Genomic DNA, 22,433 nt, shown 5'->3' with positions numbered 1-22,433 from the left:
GGCGCGCCACGCCCACCCTGCATCTGACCTGGCTCAATCCTGGCTGGTAGCACCGATCCGGTGCAGCGACAGGTCCGCGCCTTGGAACTCCTGCTCATGGCTCAAGCGCAGGCCATGCAACGCACGAATGGCTCCGTACACGGCAAAGCCACCGGCCAAGGCCACCAGCACGCCCATCAGGCTGCCCAGCAACTGGCTGACCAGGCTGACACCGCCCATGCCGCCCAGCGCCACCTGGCCGAACACGCCACAGGCGATGCCACCCCACACGCCACACAGGCCATGCAACGGCCACACACCCAGGACGTCGTCGATTTTCCAGCGATTTTGCGCGGCGGTGAAGGTCCAGACAAACAGAGCGCCGGCCACCAGGCCGGTGGCGAGCGCACCCACCGGGTGCATCAGATCGGAACCTGCGCAAATCGCCACCAGCCCGGCCAGCGGGCCGTTATGCAGAAAACCCGGGTCGTTGCGCCCGGCCAGCAACGCCGACAGGGTGCCACCCACCATCGCCATCAGCGAGTTGATCGCCACCAGGCCGCTGACGCCCTGCAAGGTCTGGGCACTCATGACGTTGAAGCCAAACCAGCCGATGATGAGGATCCACGAGCCCAACGCCAGAAAGGGAATGCTCGACGGCGCAAACGCGACCAATCGGCCCTCGCGGTAGCGCCCACGGCGCGCCCCCAGCAGCAGCACCGCCGCCAGCGCCAGCCAGCCCCCCATGGCGTGTACCACCACAGACCCGGCAAAGTCGTGGAACGGTGCGCCGAAGCGTGCCTGCAGCCAAGCCTGCACGCCCAGGTTGCCGTTCCACACCACGCCCTCGAAGAACGGATAGACGAACGCCACGATCAACGCTGTGGCGCACAACTGCGGCACGAACCGCGCCCGCTCGGCAATGCCCCCGGAGATGATCGCCGGAATCGCCGCCGCAAAGGTCAGCAGGAAGAAGCACTTGACCAACGCATAGCCATGGTCGACAGCCAGCGTTGTCGCCGGCTGGAAGAAGTTGACCCCGTAGGCGATCCAGTAGCCTATAAAGAAGTAGACCAGCGCCGAGATGGCAAAGTCGCTGAGGATCTTCGACAAGGCGTTGACCTGGTTCTTGTGGCGCACCGTGCCCACTTCAAGGAACGCGAAGCCGGCATGCATGGCCAGCACCAGAATGGCGCCCATGAGAATGAACAGGGTGTTGGAACCGTGGACCAGAGAGTCCATAGCGCTGTGCATGTTTTCCATGAAATAGGCAGACCTGCTGAAAAAGGCACCAGGACAGTTCAAGAACCTGCATCCCTGCACCGAATCGGTGCCAGCCCCTACCCTGTTCAGGTGAGCGGGGTGAAGCCTGCGTGGTTTTTTCTTGGGTTTGTCGTGGATTGGGTTAAGGTTTATCGGTATCCGCTGCGCGGGCGCCCTGAATCGGCGCAAAACCGGTCACAGGCGCTCCGCAACGTGGCAAAAACTTAGCAAGGCCCATACCAGCAGCCGCACTTGAACCTTCCATGCGTGCTGTCACTCGAACTACCAACACTCATCGACAGGGAGAGACCCATGGCCAGCAAATCGGCAAAGAATGCACAAGAGATATTGATGGCTGACTTCCAGGCCTTGGTGCGCGACACCGAGAAGCTGCTGGCCGACACCGCCAACCTGGCCGGCGACCAGGCCGACGAATTGCGCGAGCAGATTCACGAGCGCCTGGCCCAGGCCCGCGAAACCCTGCAACTGACCCAGGACTCGGTACGTGAACGCGGTCAGGCAGCGCTTGGCAGCGCCGAGCAGTACGTGCAGGAAAACCCGTGGCGGGCAATCGGCATCGCGGCCGGCGTCGGCCTGTTGATCGGTCTACTGGCCAACCGGCGCTAAGGGGAACCCATGGAGAATGACGCCAACGGCGCCGGCGCTTCGGGCAAGCGCCTGGGCGCGGCCATGCTGGGGCTGCTGCACAGTCACATCGAACTGTTCGGTATCGAATTGCAGGAGCAGAAGGGCCGTACCTTGAGCCTGCTGCTGTTCGCCGGCCTGGCGCTGGTGTTCGCCCTGCTGCTGCTGACCGCGCTGTCCGGGCTGCTGCTGGTGCTGCTGTGGGACAGCTATCGACTGGCCGGTATCATTGGCCTGTGCGTGTTCTATGGCATTGCCGCCCTGTACTGCGGCGTGCGCCTGAAGGCGGCGGTGTTCGACGAATCGTCGCCCTTCGGCGCCACCCTCGACGAACTTGCCAAGGACAGGGAGCGCCTGTTGCCATGAGCCTGCCAGAACTGCCAAACACGCGTAACCCGCGCGAACTGCGTAAGGCGCTGCTGCGCCTGCGCATGGAGATGCACCGCCAGGAAATCCGCCATGAGTCCGGTCAGTTGCTTGAACCGCTGCGCCGCGTGCGCGGCATGGGCAGCTCGCTACATGAAGGCCTGGGTATCAAGCATGCGCCACTGTGGGGCATCGGCGCCGTGGTGGCGCTGGGCTTTCTCACCGGCAAGGGCGTACGCAGCGGCAACCTGACGCGCCTGGTACGGTTGGGCAGCACCCTGCTGCCGCTGGTACGCCTCTACCTGCAAGGCAGCCGCCGACCCTGACGCTCGCCCCGGCAGAAGCAGCCTTGTGCTGCGAAGAGGCCCGTTCGATCGATACGAATGCATCAAAGGGCCGGCCTCTTCTTCGCAGCACAATGCGCTCCCTGCAGGGTATGCTGCTGCCTTCGAACGACAGGAGACCGCGCCTTGGACTGGCACACCTTGCTTACCCGCGAACGGCTGGGCAAAGCCCTGTACAGCGCCGATGAACTCGGGCGCAGCCCCTTCCACAAAGACCATGACCGCATCATTTTCTCCGGTGCCTTCCGCCGCCTCGGCCGCAAGACCCAGGTGCATCCGGTGTCGAGCAACGACCATATCCATACGCGCCTGACTCATTCGCTGGAAGTCAGCTGCGTCGGCCGCTCGCTGGGGATGCGCGTCGGCGAGACCCTGCGTGATAACCTGCCGGACTGGTGCGCCCCCAGTGACCTGGGGATGATCGTGCAGTCTGCCTGCCTGGCCCACGACATCGGCAACCCGCCATTCGGCCACTCCGGCGAAGACGCCATTCGCCACTGGTTCCAACAGGCCGCCGGGCGTGGCTGGCTGGACGACATGAGCGATGACGAACGGGCCGACTTTCTCAACTTCGAAGGCAATGCCCAGGGCTTTCGTGTGCTCACCCAACTGGAATACCACCAGTTCGATGGGGGGACCCGACTGACCTATGCCACCCTCGGCACTTACCTCAAGTACCCGTGGAGCGCCCGCCATGCCGACGCCCTGGGCTACAAGAAGCACAAGTTCGGCAGCTATCAGAGCGAACTGCCCCTGCTCGAACAGATCGCCCGCAAGCTCGGCCTGCCGCAGCTGGAACACCAGCGCTGGGCGCGCCACCCACTGGTGTATCTGATGGAGGCTGCCGATGACATCTGCTACGCGCTGATCGACCTGGAAGACGGCCTGGAAATGGAGCTGCTGCAATACGCAGAAGTCGAAGCGCTGTTGCTTGACCTGGTCGGCGAAGACCTGCCAGAAACCTACCGCCAGCTCGGCCCACGCGATTCTCGTCGGCGCAAACTGGCAATACTGCGCGGCAAGGCCATCGAACACCTGACCAACGCCGCCGCCCACGCCTTCGTCGAGCAGCAGCAGGCGTTGCTGGCCGGGCAACTGCCGGGCGACCTGGTGGAACACATGCATGGCCCAGCCAAACGCTGTGTACTGCAAGCCAAGGACATGGCACGCAACAAAATCTTCCAGGACAAGCGCAAGACCCTGCACGAAATCGGCGCCTACACCACCCTGGAGATTCTGCTGAACACGTTCTGCGGTGCGGCCCTCGAGCAGCACGGTGGACGTACGCCATCGTTCAAGAGTCGCAGGGTGCTGGACCTGATCGGCAACAATGCGCCAGACCCACATGCCTCGTTGCACAGCGCCTTCCTGCGCATGATCGACTTCATCGCCGGCATGACCGACAGCTATGCCAGCGAAATGGCCCGGGAGATGACCGGGCGCTCCAGCCCGACCTGAAACGCGTCGGTGCAGCGCGGGCTCGGCCAGGCGCTGCACCACGCTTGCAGGAAACTTCCTACACCGAGGGTAACCACACTAAACGGCACGAATAAAAACTAATGAAAAGTTACCAAAATCGCTTTGACAGCGAGTTAACCACACCTATTCCGTAGCCCATTTTGCTTTATCTTGTAAGCCGTTTCCCATATAAGCCTAACAGCCATTCCTCGCACGCCTGACGACTTCCAACTGCGATAAGGTGCCCACTGTCACCCTCAATCGACCGCAGGGAAGTTGAACATGCATTCCGTTGGTTTTGTGGACGCACGCAAGAGGTAAAATCCTGATATTTTCATATAAATCAAAAGGTTGCACTACAAAAAAGCTACATTTTGACACCTGAAATTTGACACCGCGCACATGGCTACTACGATTTCATCATGATCTCGGAGACACGCCAATGTACTCGTATACTTTGACTGCCCAGCAGATTGTGTTCAGGACGGAATGGCCAAACAAGCAGGGGTTTAGAGAAACGGTAGCTCCGCGCCCGAGCCAGGCCTCCGAACAGAGTCTGCATCTGATGTGCGGAGAAGTCTTAAAGCTCTGCAGGCGCGGCTCCAGATTCAGCGGAACGGCGTGGATCGAGGTTGCAAAACGCATGTTCCGATACGCTGAGGAGCAAGCACAAGAATTCCCTTCTCCTGGCGATCCCAAGTGGAGAAAATTTATTTACGAACACTTCATTTATCATCTGTCCAACCCTGAAAAACGCAGGGGAAGCGGTGACAAAGATGAGTTGACAGTGCGTTCCCAGTGGCGAAGATCTGTAGATTTCTATAAAAACCTGAAACAACAGATGATCGTTCCTTACAACATCTTACTACCATCAATGAGGCTTCCCGACGTTCTTGAAGACCGAGATGACTCGAACATACTCGACTCAACCGAAGAGCAGCTCTGGGAACTGGTAGACAGTGAGGAATTATGGCCAAAAATTTACTTAATAGACAAAGACATTAATGTACCGACTGATAAATTTCTTGAGAAGTTGCAAAGTCAGTTGGAAACACGCTCGAAAGGAATCATCCGCGCCTGTCAGATGTATTGGGATTATGTCGTTGCATGCCAGGCGATTGGCGCAGAACTCATTAACTCGATTCCTATTGAGGTTATTGAAGAAACAATCAGGTCTGGGGAGTTCTATGTAAACGGCAGGCATCTTGCCGACCCAAGCAATCCTGACGGAGCTGCATGGTTCCTAGCGGTCATAGATTATTATTTCATGCGAACTGACAAACTGCAGTACGTCAGCTACGAGCTAATGAAAGAGATTCCCTTCCTGCGTCCTATTTGCAATAACGCAAAAATCCAAACCCGAATGAATGAAAGGCTCAGAGAGATTGCTGGTGGTTATGGTGCTCCAATGGCTCGCACCAATGAAACCTTGAACCGCTTATTAGGACACATATCGGCAAGAGATTGTGCTGCAGCGGCAGCTATCCTCATAGCCGAGAATCCTAAATTTACGCCAATATCGCTCCAAGAAGCAGACTATTACTCCACTACAGATGTACCAATCCATCATTTTAATAGTGAGTTAGATCGCCTCATGTGGAGCGTTAGTAAGCCACGAGCCACGAGTCGAAAAGTTTCACCTCTGCCACCAGCCAGCCGGGAAATGTATTGTGTTCTTGTTCGGGCCACCTCTAAGGCCCGACTTAGGCTAATGCTTGATCACAACCCAAATTACCGGAAGCTCTTTTTGACCTCAACCTTCAACTGGGTTGGATTATGCCCACACATAGACAGCATATTCACCGGCCCACTAGGCATTAATCTCTACACTGTGCTGGAAAAAGAGTTAAGCGAGGCAGGTGTATCAAAAGATAGCTTCTCGCTAAAGCGAATTCGCGGCACCCAGGGCCTGATCGCTTTCCTTAAAGAAGGAACCTATCAAGCAGTCGCCAACACGCTAGGCAACTCCATTGCAGTAGTTAAAAATAGCTATATTCCGAAATGGCTAATGCTGCGATGGAACATCCGAATTCTTAGAATATTCCAAACCAAATTAATTGTCCTTGCAACTAAGGGAAGACCATGGCGAGTAGAGGCTAGTGACTTCACTTGCGAAGAAGACCTTTTCAGGTTTGTAGTCAACGCTGCGAGAGAAGCAGAGACATCAGACCCAATCTCGATAGACCTCAAAAAGTACGCCGCCGAAATCACAGAAGATGCTTCCAACTTCCTGGCCAAGCCCCTGCAGACTCACAATCTTTTGTTGAAGCTATCCCCCCTATCACTAGCGGCTACTTTTCTTTTTGCAGAAACATATAACGCTGCGAACACACAAAGCCCCGAATACATCGATGAAAGATCTGGACTGTCTCCAGAATCCATCATTACTCTTTCAAATCTTATTCATGCTACTTATTCCTACACCACTGAATCAAGCGCCGACAATCCTATCGTAAGAAATATTTCCGGAATCTCCGTACAAAGCTTTCAACAAACATACAGAGAAGCGCTCCAAATAAAAGCTGAGCTCTCCACTAAAATCATTTCAGTGAGACCTCATCACCACGAGGTCTTGAATGGTTAACAAGCGAACAGCCACTGAGCAATCAAGAGCCTTATTTGCAGCACTTATTGCTCACACTAAGGATAGCCTTGAAGAATCAGTTGACTATACTGCCAGCTGGTTAATCGAAGGAGAAATTGGATCGCCTTCATGGGTGGTTCGAGGCAAGAATGACACAATTGAAACAATTAATTTCTCGCAGCCACTTGGTAATCTTACAAACCTTGCAGACGCTGAAAATAAAGTCATCTTAGAAGCGATACAAAAACAGGCGTTCCTCCTGAGAACAGGATATCTGCAGAAGAACATTGGCTTTGACGTCTGGCTCAAGCACATACGTGGCTATATTAATATTGCGAGCTGGGCGTCGCTTCATGAAGAACGATACCAACCGAAAATCTATGGACTTCGGCTAATCAACGAAAACGCTTGCAAATTATTGAGCGCCGGCTATTCCCAAGGGGGATGGGCTGGAGTCCTGGAGTTCAAAGACAGAATCAGCGACCTGCTTTGCCAAGCCACCGGTGAATTGTATAACGGCTTGGGGCTAACGCCAGATCAAATATTAAAAATTTGCGAGCACCTAAAGACAGAAAAACTATACAGCAGCGCCGATAAAGACCAAAGCGACTCGGGGTTAGTTTCCCGAATTTATCTTGCAGAATTACTGGGAACAAATCCATCAGCTTTCCAGCATGATTCCATGCGAGCATTCTTGAGGCAGTTTGAAGTTTCTCTACAAGGCCCGATTTTAGTCGAGGGAACGACAAGACGTGCTAAGCACCAGTCACAGCGAGCATCGCTCTCACAGTCTCCAAGTACGTCTGTGACTAAAAAATCCCTTAAACAGTTCCTTATCATTCTAAAGTCGCTCGCAGCTGGCAACCAAATGCTCCCAGATGTTATGCCGAATTTTAAATTAGATATCAAAACCTTTCTGAACAACACTGAACATAGACTGGATGGCCATACAAAAAAAATACCTCACTCTATTGGCATGCTCGCTCTTGACAAGGCCATTGAATGGATTATTGTTTATGGCAAACCTATAGTTGATGCCACTATCGAGTTAGTTAAGAACTTCAACTCTCAAGAGTTTATAGATAACACCCCGCCGCGTTATCTAACAAGTGAGCGTCAAAAATTATTCGAGAAAATCATAACACACCATGAAACCTCTTCATTTGACAACCTTCCTGCACAACAGCTTTCAACGGCACTGGGCATAACAAAGCTAACAAGCTTATCCCCCAAATCCAACTCAGCTGAAAGCATGACTTTCGCAATAGCATTGGAATGCTTTGTCGCTGCCTGCGCGATTGTCATTGGCCTAACCAAACCCATCCGCGCAAGTGAGCTTGCAAACATCAAAAGAAACTCGCTATTCCTCCAAACTAATGGCGAAGGCGCCTTTCTAAAACATCCTTCGCTAAAAAAAGGCTTGGAGAATCCACCTATCATTAGCCGCCCGATACCCTATATATCTGCAGTAGCCGTGGAACTTTTGTCAGTCCTAGGCAACAATTTAAAAACCATATACAAGGATACCTCTGCGCATTCAGCCGACCTGTTTTATTTCCCATCTTCTAAAGGCTTCAACTGCCCTGGCGGCCAGCAAGTCGATGTTCGAATTGATACTGCAATCAGGTCATTTTGCGACATCATTGAGATCCCAATAGATACGCATGGTCGACGCTGGTACATAAAAGTTCATGAGATGCGCAAATTCTTTATTTTATCAATGTATAGGCACGAGCGATTCTTTACAGAAGATGCCCTACGACATCAGGCCGGACACGCTGACAGAAAGCATCTGGATGACTACTTAAGCGGTGACATTCCAGACGAAGAATTTATTCAATACACGATTGAGTGCATAGAAGACAAACTCATCGAACTCGAACTAGGTCAGATCGATGAAAAGGATCACCAAGGGCTTTCTGCAGTCTATAAGCATGCGTTAGAGACCTTGGAATGCAAATCAATTAAATCAACCAACCAATACAAGTTCGATCAATTTGTTAGAGCACTATTGAACCACGATGGATTCTTAATTTCTACATATACGATACGCCTAACCACTTACGAATCCACAGTCATCGATACCGATATCGCAATAAAATTCGGAGATCTTCAAGATGAAAGCTTCGACAATAGATAATATCCAAAAGCGATATGAATGGTTAAATAGAATCTTCAACGGGAAAATCAAAATATCTCAAACACAGCAGTCGAAGCTAACAGACATGAGATCATTTTGCGACCTAGAGGTTTCTAACACTTTCCAAAAAATCAGCTACAACACATTGAAAAACTTTTGCATCAACAATCGGATACCAGGTGTCGACTCCAAGATTGAAAATCACTGGGAACATTTACTTTCTCTTCGAGAAAAAATCCACACCACATTCATAACAAAGACGTCGACCACTTATACCTTAGCCGAACCAACAACTAACGAGAAGATAAACGAAGCCTTCAACCAAGCCCAGCTAGCTGCAATAGCCTACCTGGAGCTGTTCCAATTCATCAAACAGACTACTGAGTCCGACACATCACTTAGTGATGCGACAAGGCAAAACCTGTCTAACTTTCTTTATGAATCAAATCTAAAATTCGAAAACATTACATCTTACACCCAGCACAACCCAAAACCTTGGAGTGTCATTCAAGGAGGGAAAACAGGTGACTAAATTCCAGCTATACCACACAGGGATGCGCCTAAAATTTCCTTGGAGCGTTAGCTACTCAAGAAAAACTGGCGAAGCAATCGTAAAAAATCGGGTCACAGAAAATAACGTTTATACATTTTGGCCTAATGGGGCCCCCTGCATATTAGTTAACTTGTGGCTTCAGAGCGTCTCATTGAATTCGACAGGCGCAAGCGCGGAGACTTTCGCCTCTCACATGAGCCACTTTATTCGCGACATCTACCACTTCAATATCCAGCTATTTGAAGTAAACGACCAGTACTTACACGATTTCGCCGAGCGACTCAAGAATGAAAAGAAGTTAAAAAATAAAACCTTGCACAATGCGAGAAATCAGAATCATATCGCGTACACACTAAGGCGTGTCATTGACTTTTATATCTGGTATCAAGTCACCTACCGGCTTAGCTCTCAACCAAAATTGATTGGCGAATTGGGCACTGGTGCCAAGATAACAATCCAATGGAAAACAGACAGTATGGGTCGACCATACATCTACCATCCAGCAATTCCAACCAAAGCACCTTTGGTTGGTGATAAAAAGCCTATGCCTGACGATTTCATAGGAAGACTCGCAGACACTGTTGAGTCATTGAGAGGCAAGCCAAGAAGACCATTTGGTGTTTCTAATGGCCCTAAGAGTGAAGTCCTAAATGCGAAAAATGATTACCTCTACAGTAGACGCAATATTACCTTGAAGCTCCAGAGCCTTACAGGCCTCAGACCTGATGAGCTCAACAATATACCTCTCGATTTAAATTCCGAGCCAGTTAAAACCCGAAAGTTATTATTGCCTACATTGAAGCGCCGACAAAAGCCTGCACCTCTCAGGGAGTTCCCATTGACTTTAGAGGACGCGCTGGAAATATCCATATACCTAAATGACCGCCAGAGATTCGTAGAGAGCATTGGCGCCAAAAGAGAAACAGCAACTGATTTCCTGCTGAGCCAGAGCGGCACTTCAGTTGAGACACGCTCCATCGCGAGAGACTTTAGGAGACTCTGTGAGCTTTCAGGCTTGGGAGATGTCCAAGTATGCCTTTCTATGTTTCGACATCGCTTCATTACCACTCAAATCGCATACGAAATCAAGAAAGAGCTCAAACGCGATATAGCTCAAAAAGATCTATGGCAAGAGGCAGTTCAAAGAAGAATATTGTCCCGAGCAGCAAAGCTCACAGGCCATGCAGATCCAATGTCGTTAAAAGTTTATTTCAATGAAGCCTATGCGATTGCACTGACAAAATCTAACACTCCGACCTCGAATGAAGTTGAGTCACTCATAACAAGGCTCGAATCAGATTTACATGACATTACGAGCGACCCCGAACTTGCGCAAAATATTGACCTAGCCCGAAAGATAGCCTCAATCGAAAAAGCAGTCGGCCAGCTTAAGAAACTTCAACTTCAGCAACCCAGCAAGCCTTGAGTGCAGAGGTTTCAGCAGCGTCAATTTAATCTAAATAGATGAACTGGATCATCACTCTACATTAAGGGACATCTACAAGCATCGCAGAACGGAGGTAAACATTGCCAATCAGGAATTTTTGAACTCAAGAGGCACTCTACGGCGCTTCAACTTCCGTCGTTCATTTTTTATGAAGGCACTTTCTCTTGCGGTGCGATTTTTCTTTTCTATTGACCTTACGGCACTCAGCAACTTCCCGCGCTTTTTATTAAACTCAACTCTCTTCCGCAGTTCTACAGACATTGCCGACGCTGGCCATGACATCAACCTTGCCTCATCGAGAAACACAGCCCCCGCGACCATTCCCCCAGCCCACAGGTTATCGATGTAATCGTCCACTGACCGGCAGGATAATGCGAACTCATAGGTTTCATATCCCAGGCAGTTAGCCACCATTCCATATGCCAACATTTGCCTAAGCTTGCCCCCAGACGCCCTTGATACTTTAACTGACCAACTGTCATGCCCTTGGTGGTGCCGAGTAAGATCAATACGTCTGCGACGTTATCATCTCTCAGCAGGTAGCTTTCATCTTGAGCCCAGCTCGAAATATTATTAGCGTTCAGAAAAGCATCAAAATGATCTCCTAAGTGCACCATCGCCACCTTGGCTGTCAACTGTTTAGCTACCGGCTGCGGAGCATACAAAATATGAACCATTACAACCACCTTTTCCCCGAGATATTTTGCCAGCCTAGACAAACAAAAAACATTTCGCAAGCACGAACCCCCCTACTCGTCAATAAACACTTAAAGTTTTAACCATATATTGTCAGCAGCACCTGCTAGTACCATACCGGTGCACGATAACTGCGAAAAAATCCTATGAGTTGTGTGATACTTCTGCACACTTATGTCAATCTTCTACCCGTCCGACACGACAAGGAGCGTAAAGCCATGAAAGCCTTAATTAGATTATGGAGAAGGTTGTTCAGAGACCAGCGCTCGGCCTGGGAGGTCAAGCGGGAGCAGGCGTTTATTGAGGCGGCGAATGGCCTGAAGAATTTCACAGTGACGGATCGGGGCGGTGTCTCGATGGATCCTAAAGAGATTAGGGATTACGTCATCGCTCGGCGGCAGGAGCTCAGCCACCTGGTTGACCCTAAGCATCGAGAGAAGCCGTCAATGGAAACGTCAGGCCTCGCAACGGGGGCGTATGTTGAGGTGATCTCCTGGCGACGTCTGAGCGAACAAGCGGCCATCCGGTACGTTTGCCTACAGGCGCTAGATGGCCGTGGGTACTGCGTGGCGTCTACTCGCTATTTCTCCTCCGAGGATTCGGCTACCGATCAACATGACGAGGGGCGTCGGATCGCTCAGCGTCTGATGGGAGTGGTTAGCGAGCTGCCTCTCGAGTGGCACCCTACCCTTGCGGTAGCGCTAGAAGCGCACGAGTCGGCAATCTGAGCTGTGTGAGATACGGACGGCACGTTGACCCCATACTGCACGATCACCAATGCCCTCAGATGTGAGCTCGAAAGCCTAATCAGCCGTAACGGTATGCGTATAACATACTGATATCTCGTCGGATTATTTGAATAACCACCCACCTCGCCTTGACCCTTTCCGCCCTGCAGTCTTCATTCCTCATACCACAAGGAGGAATGCACATGTCGACACCTGTTCTGTTCCACCCTGAGTGTGATCCCGTGACGGTGGTCGGTGGGCCCGATTACGTCATCTACAGCTGTCTGCAGTGGCGAGACCAGAATCTGCGGGCAATGAACCAAGCGGCGAAGCAGACCTTTTGCGTGATGCACGGCGACTACCTCGATGATCGCTTCATCACGGCCTTGGAGCGTGCTTATCTCAGGGGAGCAATGGCTCCGGTGAAGCTGATCGCTATCCATGAGCAGGATCTGGATATCTTCCTGGACAGCAAGGTTTCTAGCAGCACCATCCCGGCGATTGAGGCTATTTGGGAAATCGACACTCACCTTTATTCGGGCCGGCAGTACACCGTAGCTTTCGCGAGCGAAGACGAAATCTACTTAGGGCGTTCTGACTACCCATTCTGGCCTGTGGTCAAAGAGATCATGGAGTCGACCGCTCTGGGTCTCAGTCCGTATGAGCTCCCCTGCTATGACGAAAATGACCTGGAAGATTTCAGCGACGACAGCTTGAGCTTCCTCCCTTCTATCGATGAGGAACAGCCATGATCTACTCTAGGTTCCTGTATACGGAGTTCGAACAGCCTCATAACGATGACGGTGAAGGCGGCTATACGATTTTTAGCACCCCGCAACCATTGGGTGTCTACGCAACGGACGAACAGTGTGTAGGCTTTCTTAACTTCGCTGTCTTGTGGGATGGAGAACCTGATACCAGGGTCATCTATCTGGCCGAGCAAGCAATCGTCCGTGACGTTATGGCGCCAGTGAGGCTTCTACATGCGCATGAGGGCATGCTCACCGTCGTCTATAAGACTGAGGGCGAAGAGTTCGACTTTGATGCGCTCAAGACAGCATGGGAAGACATCGGTTCTGGCGTACAGCTGGAATGTTGGACTGTTGAAGTGATCGAAGAATGTGTAGTAGGCCACTTGCTCTTCGGTGGGCGGCTGTTCCGCAAATACGCTCCCGAAATTATGGCTAGTGGTAATTTGGGAATGTCGTTTTACACCGAAGAAGATTTCTTGTTTGCGGATGACTGGTCAGAGGATGAAATGTTTGGCTCTGGGAAGCAGCAGGATTCCGACGATGAACCACCACCAAACATGAAACTCTTTTAGGTAGGCCAGTGCTGTAAGGGCCTACTGAGTAGTTTGGGCGCGCCCTTCGGGCCGGCTGTCGTGAACCAAGCCGCTCGCCGCATGGCGGCGTCTTGGCCCTTACGGGCTTCCATCCTCGCGTCTACGCCTTCCTGGCTGCGCGCTCCGCTTGCTAATGAAAAGCGTATTGCCGCAGCCGGAGGCTTGGCATGCGGGCTTTGGAAATTTTCAACCAAACTATTAAGCCACCTCGTTGGCCTACCTGCCGCTAATGGAGCCCCCCCATGAGCAAGCTGACCCAGTACAGTGACGTCAGAGTGATTTTCGAGATTGATGGCTGCCAGGCGGATGCCTTCATGAGCCACGGAGAGGCTATGACACTCGCCCAATTCTTTAAGCGAGCCCACTGGAGCGAGTTTCGTGGGTGCGCAATAGATGATGACGAAGCCTATTCAATACGAGCCGCTGTCGGAAAGGTGCAGGGTGCCCTGGCACGTAGTGGCTATAACCCACGCTGATTTCTTCGGTATCAGTTAAAAAGCTATGACGCTGTCGACCTGGATTTGCCGCTAGGGCCTCCTCCCCTTATTGAATCGGTGCAAGGCGCCCTAGCCCTATCAATCACTGGTTGCTCGATGGCGTTCAAGGTGAGTCATTTCCTGCTGCCACTTTGAAAGAAATTTCAACCAGTCATGCAGATAGGCGCCTTCAGCTACTCGGGTTGAACCGAAGCTTGCACACAAGAAGCGCTGACGCCATGGCTCGGGAATGAACTCATCACGGACGATGGGCGTCCCAATCGGGTGGGGCTCGGAGGCTACCTGATTGGCGAGCTCGTCAATGGTGGCGATTCGACCTAACCCAAGCCAAGCCTGTTCTTGCTGGTCAATCTCATCCAGCACCCTCACAACGCATGGAGCTCTTGGATCACCAAGCTCAAGGTGGGCGAGTGTCCATAATGCCCTCCGCCGCCTTCTCTCGCGGGCATGAAGCGAGTCATTACTGGCCATGGCGTCAATTCCTAGTGAGGCTTGAGACCGAGCCCGGCCTCGCCGGCAAGCATCCGCTCGACAAACTCAATCGACATTTCCAACTCGCCTTGAGCTTCCTGAAAGACCGAATCGAGGGATGGGTGGTCACCGGATGCGCGGAGCTTTGCTAGTAGTTCCAAGAGCTCTCGGCCCTGAGCGATGGGCATTTGAATGCTGCAGTACACGGTGTCTTTGGCGTCTCTGCTCATGGGCTCTCCAAAAATCGTCGAGGTCGGGCGCGCCCGTGCGGGTCGGCTGTCGTTAACCGAGCCGCTCGCCATGGTGGCGGCGTCTCGGCCCTACGGGCGTCCATCCTCGCGCCTGCGCGCTCCGCTTGCTTGGAAAGGGCTAGATATTTCTTAGACCTGGATGCCAGGCGATGGGCTTGTGATTGGAAAGCCCATTTCCGAATAGCGCTTGTGATGGAGCTCGCACACCTCTAACGCATAACGGTGCGATACAGCAGGGTTACCACCGGCTTCAGTGAGATAGTCCGCAGGGTTGGTGGCACGGAGGACTGTCAGCTCATCGAAATTGGCCTGAGCTTCGGCGATTCGCTTGGCGATGATGGTCAATGCAACATCGCCGTGTTCCTTGCTCGGGCCGTTATCCCAATAGAATTGTTTGAGATCCTTGTAAATCTGTAAATGGCGGCTGTCGAAACCGCCGAGGTGCCGACTCGCATCAAAGGGGTATTGGCCACTGTCATACTGGTGGAGCACGAAGTCTTGCAGAAGGTAGGCGGTACTGTACTTACCATCCAGGAGAATATCGCGGTGCTGATGATACGGTGATTGGCACATGTGAATACCCCCGCTTCCATCCGAGACTTTCCAGCTTTGTGATATTGACCATACTTTGAATCACATCATTATCGCCACCCTTCATAATTTTTGTCTAGCGCAACTAAGGGTATGCCAACTGCATACCCTTTAGTTACCTCGACAGTTTCACCACAGCTTGATAACCTTAAACTACACCTGCCCATCAGTTTAAATCATTCGCTCTCCTCCAAGTGCCAGCACCCTATGAATACGGAAACGCCCGAGATCAGCATCGCAGAGTTCAGAGAACGCTATCCGCTGCTGTTCTCCGACCCTTCTGTGGATGACATCTACTGCAGCCGTGGATGGCGTGACCTCCTAGTTACGCTGTGCGACACGCTTCAGGCCCACCTGGATCGGCACCCCGACGTTTCGCAGGTCGTGGTGGCACAGGTGAAGTCGAAATTTGGCGAGCTGCATTTCTTCTATGACGGTGGCGATAGCTACTGCATGGGGGCCGTAGCCCTTGCCGAACAGATGTCGCTGAAGACCTGTGAGAAGTGTGGCGCGCCTGGCAAGCAAATTGGCGGCAGGTGGGTAAATACGCTCTGCCCTATGCACGATGGCAGCCCCCATGCAGGAGACAGCTAGTGCCCACGATAATCAGCCTCAGCCAGGCGCGGAGACGCTTTCGACGGCTCGCCGCGCTCGTCGTCAAAGGGCACTCATTCATCATCACCAGGCACGGTAAACCCTACCTGCTCATGGATGCAGCCGAGCACTGGAACACCCCTAAGCCTGGCAATTTCAAGGAAGGAGAACATTTGTACTCCACCGTAAAAAAACCTTACCAGGCGCACCATGACCGACAGCTGTGATCGAGGAAGAAGCGCATGATCGAGGACGGTGTGAACTCACTCACGGCACGCGAGGTTTCTCAGGTTCTGAGGGAGGCGGTATTCGGGCGAAGCCAGATGCGAAAGACCGGGCCGAAGACTTGGGACGAGATGTTTGTCGGCCTTTTCGAGATCGACATCGGGGGGTGGCGCATCACCATTTTCAACGACTGTGATGAGCTGGACTACTGCGAGCGCTGCGAAAGCCCGGATGGCAGGGTTTGGTGTTTCGACTCTGGAGATCGATACGGGACAGATCCGACTGCACTGCTCAGCACCTGGGAGCACGGGATGCTTGAAAGCTTGCTGAGATCGCTTTGAGAGTGGCCACACCGTGTTTGGGCAGCATGCGATAACCGCACCTATGGCTTCCCTGTAAGAACTAAATCCGGTCTTCTTCGCGGTGGGTCATGAGCTTTCTCCGATGATTGGGTTTCGCCTCCACCCTAGCCCAGGCATAGCGTGCTTTCAATGTGTCCATCGTGCTCAACCGTCCTGGGCAGGTGGAAGACGGCCAGCAGTAATCCTTGCTTCATTGACCTAAAACCAATGGCCGATTAATGACTACAGAATCGAGCAAGGAAAACGAGAGGCAGGCCCCTGATGCCTACGACCGCAAGCAAACTCGAAAACGGCCCGCTTTTCTGAGGCAGGAAACACTTGATCGGATCGCCAACGACCACGCGAATGACCTACAAGAGCTTGGTTCGGGCCATAAAAAGCGTTGAGCTGGCTTTGCTGACCAACCCTGCGGGCCTACCAAGACAAGACAGTTGCTCTCCCCCTCACTGGTAGCTCACGCTAATGAGTCCTAGGAGCGGGCCTACCGAGCGCACCCAGCTGATAATCCGTCACTGCCTGAAACTGTTGTTCTGCGATGAGGCGCAGGCGCTCAAGCTCCTTACCTGAGAGACCATCTGCTTGAGCCTGGTGGTACCGCTTCATCGCTTCTATAGCTTCGGAGTACATTGGATCATCTGCCCGCAAGGCCTTGCTGTGATCCCTCCGTTTCATGGTCATTTCACTCACGTTGGGAGAGGCATCACCTCTACCTGGCTCAATCTGGTTGACGAAATTGCGGGGATGCAGCAGTTCATGAATGCGTTACACGGATTGAGTCTTCTGTCTGGGGAACGACGTGCATCCAAGCTGGCTGAACTGCAGGCGCGGTATGCAGGCACCCCGACAGGTGATGTGCTCGTTCGCCTGTTCGATGCCACGTGAATAAGCTGCAAGATTTGACAGCCACCTCAAGCACAAATGTAGGTGCACGCTGCTCCCTCGAAAGTGTAAAATGATATCATTTTGCCCAAAGTGACATCATGATGAAGTCTCAAAAAAAAATCAAAGGTATTAAGCTCTCATTAGACCCGCGTTTATTGCTTCGTCGAAGAGAGGAGCGAGAAGAAGACACTGCACATAGAGTACAGAGCCTTATCTATCAGTTTGATGCAGCTAATGAGAATGAACTGATCTATCAAGTCGCCTCGCACGCATGGCTCCCATCCATGTTAAACCCTGTCTACGGAAAATCTCGAAGACACTACGAACTCGCAACTGCCCCCTACAGACTGACTGCCCTTGGTTACGAAAGCTGGGCAACTGGTCTTTTCGCAAAAAATTCTCGCTTGCTTACAAGCTTTAACAAGTTGCGAAACCAGCTGAATATATATATTTTACAAAACGACCACACACAGGCTCTTTCAACTCTCGACAGGATTGATGACCTGTGCAAAAGCTGGTGGTCGATAGGGATACGCACCCATATTCTGAAAGAACTGAGAAAAGAAGACACCAAAGCATTTTTAGCCGACTTGCCTTCGAATTTCCCGACAGCCAAAATAGAAACATCGGTATTCAAGCTTCAATTAATGTCAGAAAGTAATGCGATAGGTGTATTCCTTAGCAATTTAAATGCTCGGCTACGTGAGTATCGAAGCTCCGAAATCCCCAGAGCACTAGGCATAGGAGCAATTGAGTCCTGCCGCCATTTACCATACTATCTTGACTCCGAGCGCAAGCCAGAACTAGGATACGTTGTTGAAGAGTGCCACGAATCAATCATAGACCAATTCATAATTTTCAAGGAAGTAGCGCTTGAACTCTCTTTCACCTTAGCGCTACCTTCAGAGCTTAAGTCAAAAGTCCAAAAACTCGCCACCCTGATTGCGGACACGGAATTTGAATCAATCTTACTGCAACCAGCCGCCCCATCAGACATCGTAGCAAAGATTGTCGAAAACTATACTCTCGCCCGCTACCAAAAAGTTATCGACGACACAACCGACCTCCTTAATTCAGGCCATCCTGCGTCCTTCTGCTTGATTGAAATTTACGCCAAAGCGAAAATTTACATTAACTCTCCATTTTCGCGAAATAGTTTTTTTGACAGCATAAGCGCTGATTTGGCGTCAATTCTTCAATGCGAGGCAAGTACCGCAGAAAAAATTGAATATTTGACGAAAATTTGCGTTAAATTTCGGAACGAGCCTTGGGCTAAGTCACTTACGTTCCACTTACTATCTGTCTTAGAGGAGACAACAGAATCCGATGCTGTCGAGCACGCAAGGTTGGAAACCTTATCCTTAGGTTGCAACAACACGCCGAAAGCAATTAATGGTGCAACAGCTTTCACATTGATTCCACGAGATCAACAAAAAATTATTCCTAGCTATAGAGCAGCCAAATACTTCCCTTCTGACAGTTCACCATCAGAAATTACCGAAGACAAATTTCCAGTAAAGTCTGACTACCTAAAGCTCAAAGCCCGAGCACTGATCAAGGCCGGCTGCATCAAAGAAGTCATGAACTTCACCGCCAGAGAATATCAAAAAAATAGATTTAGCTTTTACCATCTCCCCTTTTCTAAAGTTTGCGAGCGAATAGTTGAAGCCAGCGCCTTAGACAGTGACACCAAGCTACTTTGCCTAATCACTCTCGACATATACAACAAAGAGCATTCAAGCAGATACGAAGAACTTAAAAGTGAAATATTTGAAGATTTCTTCCTTATTGCCGGCACTCACAGACCGTCTATTCTCTTTCAGAACGAAGAATTAAATTGCCATACAACCTTTTTTCTTCAGAACCTTTGCATAACGACACAGCTCGATAATTTATTCCAATACCGCAACAACGACGAAGTAGTGCATGAGAGAGTTGCTATAATCGATTTATTGATAAAAGCCAACCCCAAAAACAAAGCAGCATTGAGAGCTGAGCGTGACAAAGTTCTAGAGAGCTTATTTGCTGAAAAACTACGTGCCAAGATTGAGTCAGGCAAGCTCTACGTAGATATCCAGGCCTTCGAAGGCCAAAGGAAACAGCTATATGAGAATCTATACGCTCAGGCAAAGGCACTTACTGGCGGAGTACAACTAGAACCGCTTGCGAACGTAAGCGAGCTTGAGACTTCGAAAGACTTGTTCAAGCTTTCTGAGCGCGACGCAATAGCGTCAACGGAAAAAACTGAGCTGCTATACACAATACATATGTATGCAATTGAAGATTTCGCACTAAATGAAACCTATGGCCTTGACAAATACCTTAGCGCAGAAATTCGCCACATGGTCTTCGTAGCGCAGCTTAGGTCATGTTTCGAAAAAACTAAACTTCTAACTGCCAAGAAAAATGGTGTGTATCTCCCAAATACTTTCTGGCTGAAAGAGTACATGTATGTCAATTCAGAGCTGACACAAGCTGTTGACTCGGTGCTAGGTGAGTTCTCGAAAAAAGTCGATGATCTGCTAGAGATGACAAACGAGCAATTTCGAGTAACCATCCGCCAGGACAATGAGGCGGGCATGTTCGACTTCATTCCCTACCACAGCAGATTGGTAAGTCTATCCAATATCATAACAAAATCGGAGAGTTTTGATAAATTCTTCGAGCAGTTGATACAGTACCTTTGGGATATAGCCGGCCAAGGTGCAAAGAAAGCGCAATTGCTTATTTCAAATGACTTGGCTTCTGACCTGTGCGAGCTGATTGACGACCTTGAACGCTCGATCACTGAGATTAGAGGTAATGTACCTATGGTCGATTTGATGAGAGAGATTAGGACTGCCCGTTCCAACGTACTGAATGAAATTGACATAGTTACCAACTGGTTTAAGTTTGTAGGTAGTAGAAATAGCAACAGTCTAGAACGCCTGGGCTCGGTGGTAGAAGCGACAGTCTCATCATTCGAGTCAATTTACGGCCATATCGGCAGAGAACTACAGTTTACTCAAACAAAAAGCGACCTATTCCTCTCTTACCGAGAAGCACGCTCTTTGTTTGTAGCGATATTCACTGCGCTAGAGAACGCATTTAAGTACAGTGAAAACCATACACCGGTTGCGATTGAGCATGTCAATTCCGACCAACACAATCAAATAATCATTTCTAACCAGCCCGCACCTAAAATACAAAATCCGGATGAATTCGTAAGAGAGCAGAAGTCTAAGTGGACACCTATATATGCAAACCTCAACCGCCAAGAAGGTGGAACAGGCCTCTATAAAATCTTTAGCAGCCTTTCAGACACATCGCAGGGCTTCTCATTTGACATTGAGGTTACCGAAAATCTCTTCACTGCTTGCTTAGGAATTCAGAATGAACATTTTGATAATAGAAGACAACTCCCTCAAGCGTGAGAAAGTCACATTACTATTAGATAGTATCGGCGACCATACAATCATGGAGGCTGCCTCTTACAATTCCGGCTTAACAGCCGCCATGGATAATGAATTCGACTTGATGATAGTCGACATGAGTATGCCAACCTTTGATCGCAGCGAGCATACCCAAGGCGGTAGATTCCGTGCTATAGCCGGAAAAGAAATAGTCGCCAAGCTTTTCAAGCTTGGCAAACTTAAACCATTCATAATACTCACTGGATTCAGAGACTTCAGCGTTGACACGCAAAGCTTAAGCATCGAGCAAATTCACGACTTACTTGGAACTTATGGCCAAGACTACTTAGGCTGTATATTCTTTGAGTCAAGCAACACCTCTTGGCAGGAAGAGCTGACAGCAACAATGGAGAAATTTCAATGCTGAAAGTTTTAATTGTGGACGATTCCAACTCTCGCATTGACCTAATAATAGAAACATTAAATTCCGCCTCCATCTCCAAATACTTGCGAGTAATCCGATGCAATAGTGCCGACACGGCTCGCTCCGAGTTACTAGAGCCGTCTAGCTTAATGATACTTGACGTCCTTTTACCAAAAAAAGACAAAGGAACCCCGCAGGCGAGCCACAGCTTAAATCTACTGGATGACATCAATAATCCCTCGAAGCCATTCATCCGCCCTGGAATGGTAATCGGCATCACAGCCGACTTCAAAGGACTAGCAAGCCACCGAAACAAGTTCTCCGAGTCGGCGTCAATCGTCCTAGACGGGAACTTGAACGAAACGGACTGGCTTTATGACCTAGTCCGACACGTTTCAACATTGATAGATTCAACGCAAAAAACACAGCGACTATTAGTGGATCAGGTTCTTATTAGCGTTCATGGAATTCGAACTTATGGCCAGTGGCAGGCAGCACTAGCCGATGACATAAAAAAATACTCCAGAAGCTTTGAGCACATCGAGGTGAAATACGGGTATTTTGATATTTTATGCTTTTACCTTCCATCCACTAGAGCTAAAAAAGTCAAGCAGCTTGGCGAAAGAGTTTCAAGAATAATTAAAAGCCACGACGGCAAGCGAATCTGCCTAGTTGGCCACAGCTTCGGCACCATTATCCTTAAATATGCTTTCGATCAGCTAGATAACGAAACAAAAGTCGACAACGTTATTCTCTGCGGATCACCTTTACATGAGAGCACTTGCATCGACAATATTATTTCAAAGTCTTCCTTAACCATCAATGAGTGCGGGCTAAACGACAACGTCTTACTGCTTTCAAAGTATCTAGTACCTCAACTAGGCTACGCAGGACGCGTAGGATTTTACATGGAAAACAGCTCAGCATTTCTAAATAGATACCACGAAGGTGGCCACAGCCTCTATTTTGAAAAAACAATATCAGACCAGAATTTTTATGAAGAAAACTGGACTTCGATCATCCTAGGCAACAGCGCCCCAATTAGGATTGACAGTCGTAAATCGTCGGCTAGGGATATCTCTGAGATTCTAAGCAAAGCTGCCTCATCCATTAAGGATTATCGCTATCTTGGGGCCTTTGCAAGCATAGCAGCGCTAGGCTACTTAGCCTTCAAGTTAACATACGGCTGACACATG

At 50.4% G+C, this 22,433-nt stretch carries 24 protein-coding genes; 18 read left to right on the top strand and 6 right to left on the bottom strand.

Going from position 1 to position 22,433, the window contains the following annotated elements:
• Window positions 1-33: 33 nt before the first annotated feature.
• The gene (locus I8746_RS10610) at window positions 34-1,242 is read right to left on the bottom strand and encodes an ammonium transporter (RefSeq protein ID WP_012053177.1); all 1,209 of its coding nucleotides are present in this window, start codon (window positions 1,240-1,242) and stop codon (window positions 34-36) included.
• A 312-nt stretch (window positions 1,243-1,554) separates the two neighbouring features.
• Here I8746_RS10610 and I8746_RS10605 point away from each other — a divergent pair, with 312 nt between their 5' ends.
• From I8746_RS10605 to I8746_RS10570, 8 genes are all read left to right on the top strand, one after another.
• The gene (locus I8746_RS10605) at window positions 1,555-1,869 is read left to right on the top strand and encodes a YqjD family protein (protein WP_010953104.1); all 315 of its coding nucleotides are present in this window, start codon (window positions 1,555-1,557) and stop codon (window positions 1,867-1,869) included.
• A 9-nt stretch (window positions 1,870-1,878) separates the two neighbouring features.
• Window positions 1,879-2,253, top strand: a complete 375-nt coding sequence (locus I8746_RS10600) for a phage holin family protein (RefSeq protein ID WP_003248706.1) — start codon at window positions 1,879-1,881, stop codon at window positions 2,251-2,253.
• Window positions 2,250-2,579: a hypothetical protein gene (locus tag I8746_RS10595; protein WP_014591805.1), complete on the top strand. Its 330-nt coding sequence runs from the start codon at window positions 2,250-2,252 to the stop codon at window positions 2,577-2,579. Before I8746_RS10600 ends, I8746_RS10595 begins: the two co-directional genes overlap by 4 nt.
• A gap of 144 nt (window positions 2,580-2,723) precedes the next feature.
• Window positions 2,724-4,055, top strand: a complete 1,332-nt coding sequence (locus I8746_RS10590; RefSeq protein WP_014753953.1) for a deoxyguanosinetriphosphate triphosphohydrolase — start codon at window positions 2,724-2,726, stop codon at window positions 4,053-4,055.
• Between the two features lie 442 nt (window positions 4,056-4,497).
• A complete protein-coding gene (locus tag I8746_RS10585; protein WP_221100654.1) occupies window positions 4,498-6,639 on the top strand; it encodes a hypothetical protein in 2,142 nt (713 codons plus the stop codon).
• Window positions 6,632-8,779, top strand: a complete 2,148-nt coding sequence (locus tag I8746_RS10580; RefSeq protein ID WP_221100653.1) for a hypothetical protein — start codon at window positions 6,632-6,634, stop codon at window positions 8,777-8,779. The genes I8746_RS10585 and I8746_RS10580 overlap by 8 nt, the downstream gene beginning before the upstream one ends.
• The gene (locus tag I8746_RS10575; RefSeq protein ID WP_221100652.1) at window positions 8,757-9,311 is read left to right on the top strand and encodes a hypothetical protein; all 555 of its coding nucleotides are present in this window, start codon (window positions 8,757-8,759) and stop codon (window positions 9,309-9,311) included. Before I8746_RS10580 ends, I8746_RS10575 begins: the two co-directional genes overlap by 23 nt.
• A complete protein-coding gene (locus I8746_RS10570; protein ID WP_221100651.1) occupies window positions 9,304-10,758 on the top strand; it encodes a hypothetical protein in 1,455 nt (484 codons plus the stop codon). The genes I8746_RS10575 and I8746_RS10570 overlap by 8 nt, the downstream gene beginning before the upstream one ends.
• A 302-nt stretch (window positions 10,759-11,060) precedes the next feature.
• Here the strand turns inward: I8746_RS10570 and I8746_RS10565 are convergent, their stop codons facing one another.
• Complete coding sequence (locus tag I8746_RS10565) at window positions 11,061-11,456, bottom strand: hypothetical protein (protein WP_221100650.1); 396 nt, start codon at window positions 11,454-11,456, stop codon at window positions 11,061-11,063.
• A gap of 950 nt (window positions 11,457-12,406) precedes the next feature.
• On the opposite strand from I8746_RS10565, the gene I8746_RS10560 reads away from it, so the two are divergent.
• The 3 genes from I8746_RS10560 (at window position 12,407) to I8746_RS10550 (ending at window position 14,024) form a co-directional block, all read left to right on the top strand.
• On the top strand, window positions 12,407-12,955 hold the full coding sequence (locus I8746_RS10560) for a hypothetical protein (RefSeq protein ID WP_221100649.1): 549 nt from the start codon (window positions 12,407-12,409) through the stop codon (window positions 12,953-12,955).
• Window positions 12,952-13,527 carry a hypothetical protein gene (locus I8746_RS10555; RefSeq protein WP_221100648.1) on the top strand — a complete coding sequence of 192 codons (576 nt, stop codon included), beginning with the start codon at window positions 12,952-12,954 and terminating at the stop codon, window positions 13,525-13,527. Before I8746_RS10560 ends, I8746_RS10555 begins: the two co-directional genes overlap by 4 nt.
• Window positions 13,528-13,790: 263 nt before the next feature.
• On the top strand, window positions 13,791-14,024 hold the full coding sequence (locus I8746_RS10550; RefSeq protein ID WP_221100690.1) for a hypothetical protein: 234 nt from the start codon (window positions 13,791-13,793) through the stop codon (window positions 14,022-14,024).
• A 99-nt stretch (window positions 14,025-14,123) separates the two neighbouring features.
• Here I8746_RS10550 and I8746_RS10545 read toward each other — a convergent pair whose 3' ends face one another.
• The 3 genes from I8746_RS10545 to I8746_RS10535 all read right to left on the bottom strand — a co-directional run bounded on the left by I8746_RS10545 (window position 14,124) and on the right by I8746_RS10535 (window position 15,340).
• Entirely contained in the window at window positions 14,124-14,516 is a 393-nt protein-coding gene (locus I8746_RS10545; protein WP_221100647.1) for a hypothetical protein, read from the bottom strand.
• An 11-nt stretch (window positions 14,517-14,527) separates the two neighbouring features.
• The gene (locus I8746_RS10540) at window positions 14,528-14,746 is read right to left on the bottom strand and encodes a hypothetical protein (RefSeq protein ID WP_221100646.1); all 219 of its coding nucleotides are present in this window, start codon (window positions 14,744-14,746) and stop codon (window positions 14,528-14,530) included.
• Window positions 14,747-14,896: 150 nt separating this feature from the next.
• Entirely contained in the window at window positions 14,897-15,340 is a 444-nt protein-coding gene (locus I8746_RS10535) for a hypothetical protein (protein WP_221100645.1), read from the bottom strand.
• A 225-nt stretch (window positions 15,341-15,565) separates the two neighbouring features.
• On the opposite strand from I8746_RS10535, the gene I8746_RS10530 reads away from it, so the two are divergent.
• The 3 genes from I8746_RS10530 to I8746_RS10520 are packed head-to-tail and all read left to right on the top strand — an operon-like array spanning window position 15,566 to window position 16,518.
• Window positions 15,566-15,952 (top strand): hypothetical protein, encoded by a 387-nt coding sequence (locus I8746_RS10530; protein ID WP_221100644.1) that lies wholly within the window; start codon window positions 15,566-15,568, stop codon window positions 15,950-15,952.
• On the top strand, window positions 15,952-16,179 hold the full coding sequence (locus tag I8746_RS10525) for a type II toxin-antitoxin system Phd/YefM family antitoxin (protein ID WP_221100643.1): 228 nt from the start codon (window positions 15,952-15,954) through the stop codon (window positions 16,177-16,179). Before I8746_RS10530 ends, I8746_RS10525 begins: the two co-directional genes overlap by 1 nt.
• Window positions 16,180-16,194: 15 nt before the next feature.
• On the top strand, window positions 16,195-16,518 hold the full coding sequence (locus I8746_RS10520) for a hypothetical protein (RefSeq protein WP_221100642.1): 324 nt from the start codon (window positions 16,195-16,197) through the stop codon (window positions 16,516-16,518).
• A gap of 480 nt (window positions 16,519-16,998) precedes the next feature.
• Here I8746_RS10520 and I8746_RS27155 read toward each other — a convergent pair whose 3' ends face one another.
• Entirely contained in the window at window positions 16,999-17,217 is a 219-nt protein-coding gene (locus I8746_RS27155) for a hypothetical protein (protein WP_259674120.1), read from the bottom strand.
• Here I8746_RS27155 and I8746_RS10515 point away from each other — a divergent pair.
• The 4 genes from I8746_RS10515 (at window position 17,119) to I8746_RS10500 (ending at window position 22,427) form a co-directional block, all read left to right on the top strand.
• Complete coding sequence (locus I8746_RS10515; RefSeq protein WP_221100641.1) at window positions 17,119-17,421, top strand: hypothetical protein; 303 nt, start codon at window positions 17,119-17,121, stop codon at window positions 17,419-17,421. The two genes, I8746_RS27155 and I8746_RS10515, sit on opposite strands and share 99 nt — an antisense overlap.
• A 98-nt stretch (window positions 17,422-17,519) precedes the next feature.
• The gene (locus tag I8746_RS10510) at window positions 17,520-20,834 is read left to right on the top strand and encodes a hypothetical protein (RefSeq protein ID WP_221100640.1); all 3,315 of its coding nucleotides are present in this window, start codon (window positions 17,520-17,522) and stop codon (window positions 20,832-20,834) included.
• The gene (locus I8746_RS10505) at window positions 20,794-21,240 is read left to right on the top strand and encodes a response regulator (protein ID WP_221100639.1); all 447 of its coding nucleotides are present in this window, start codon (window positions 20,794-20,796) and stop codon (window positions 21,238-21,240) included. The genes I8746_RS10510 and I8746_RS10505 overlap by 41 nt, the downstream gene beginning before the upstream one ends.
• On the top strand, window positions 21,234-22,427 hold the full coding sequence (locus I8746_RS10500; RefSeq protein WP_221100638.1) for an alpha/beta hydrolase: 1,194 nt from the start codon (window positions 21,234-21,236) through the stop codon (window positions 22,425-22,427). The genes I8746_RS10505 and I8746_RS10500 overlap by 7 nt, the downstream gene beginning before the upstream one ends.
• Window positions 22,428-22,433 lie beyond the last annotated feature (6 nt).

Origin of the sequence: Pseudomonas sp. USTB-Z, from assembly GCF_019691255.1 — a bacterium.
In the GTDB taxonomy this organism is placed as follows: domain Bacteria; phylum Pseudomonadota; class Gammaproteobacteria; order Pseudomonadales; family Pseudomonadaceae; genus Aquipseudomonas; species Aquipseudomonas alloputida.
This window is presented reverse-complemented; position numbering and strand designations above follow the sequence as displayed.

Excerpts from the sequence above, each read along its gene's own strand:
- I8746_RS10540 (WP_221100646.1), bottom strand. The coding sequence starts at position 14,746 with ATGAGCAGAGACGCCAAAGACACCGTGTACTGCAGCATTCAAATGCCC.
- I8746_RS10600 (WP_003248706.1), top strand. The coding sequence starts at position 1,879 with ATGGAGAATGACGCCAACGGCGCCGGCGCTTCGGGCAAGCGCCTGGGC.
- I8746_RS27155 (WP_259674120.1), bottom strand. The coding sequence starts at position 17,217 with ATGACCATGAAACGGAGGGATCACAGCAAGGCCTTGCGGGCAGATGAT.
- I8746_RS10520 (WP_221100642.1), top strand. The coding sequence starts at position 16,195 with ATGATCGAGGACGGTGTGAACTCACTCACGGCACGCGAGGTTTCTCAG.
- I8746_RS10585 (WP_221100654.1), top strand. The coding sequence starts at position 4,498 with ATGTACTCGTATACTTTGACTGCCCAGCAGATTGTGTTCAGGACGGAA.
- I8746_RS10545 (WP_221100647.1), bottom strand. The coding sequence starts at position 14,516 with ATGGCCAGTAATGACTCGCTTCATGCCCGCGAGAGAAGGCGGCGGAGG.
- I8746_RS10535 (WP_221100645.1), bottom strand. The coding sequence starts at position 15,340 with ATGTGCCAATCACCGTATCATCAGCACCGCGATATTCTCCTGGATGGT.
- I8746_RS10580 (WP_221100653.1), top strand. The coding sequence starts at position 6,632 with ATGGTTAACAAGCGAACAGCCACTGAGCAATCAAGAGCCTTATTTGCA.
- I8746_RS10595 (WP_014591805.1), top strand. The coding sequence starts at position 2,250 with ATGAGCCTGCCAGAACTGCCAAACACGCGTAACCCGCGCGAACTGCGT.
- I8746_RS10610 (WP_012053177.1), bottom strand. The coding sequence starts at position 1,242 with ATGGAAAACATGCACAGCGCTATGGACTCTCTGGTCCACGGTTCCAAC.
- I8746_RS10605 (WP_010953104.1), top strand. The coding sequence starts at position 1,555 with ATGGCCAGCAAATCGGCAAAGAATGCACAAGAGATATTGATGGCTGAC.
- I8746_RS10550 (WP_221100690.1), top strand. The coding sequence starts at position 13,791 with ATGAGCAAGCTGACCCAGTACAGTGACGTCAGAGTGATTTTCGAGATT.
- I8746_RS10575 (WP_221100652.1), top strand. The coding sequence starts at position 8,757 with ATGAAAGCTTCGACAATAGATAATATCCAAAAGCGATATGAATGGTTA.
- I8746_RS10555 (WP_221100648.1), top strand. The coding sequence starts at position 12,952 with ATGATCTACTCTAGGTTCCTGTATACGGAGTTCGAACAGCCTCATAAC.
- I8746_RS10505 (WP_221100639.1), top strand. The coding sequence starts at position 20,794 with ATGAACATTTTGATAATAGAAGACAACTCCCTCAAGCGTGAGAAAGTC.
- I8746_RS10530 (WP_221100644.1), top strand. The coding sequence starts at position 15,566 with ATGAATACGGAAACGCCCGAGATCAGCATCGCAGAGTTCAGAGAACGC.
- I8746_RS10510 (WP_221100640.1), top strand. The coding sequence starts at position 17,520 with ATGATGAAGTCTCAAAAAAAAATCAAAGGTATTAAGCTCTCATTAGAC.
- I8746_RS10500 (WP_221100638.1), top strand. The coding sequence starts at position 21,234 with ATGCTGAAAGTTTTAATTGTGGACGATTCCAACTCTCGCATTGACCTA.
- I8746_RS10560 (WP_221100649.1), top strand. The coding sequence starts at position 12,407 with ATGTCGACACCTGTTCTGTTCCACCCTGAGTGTGATCCCGTGACGGTG.
- I8746_RS10565 (WP_221100650.1), bottom strand. The coding sequence starts at position 11,456 with ATGGTTCATATTTTGTATGCTCCGCAGCCGGTAGCTAAACAGTTGACA.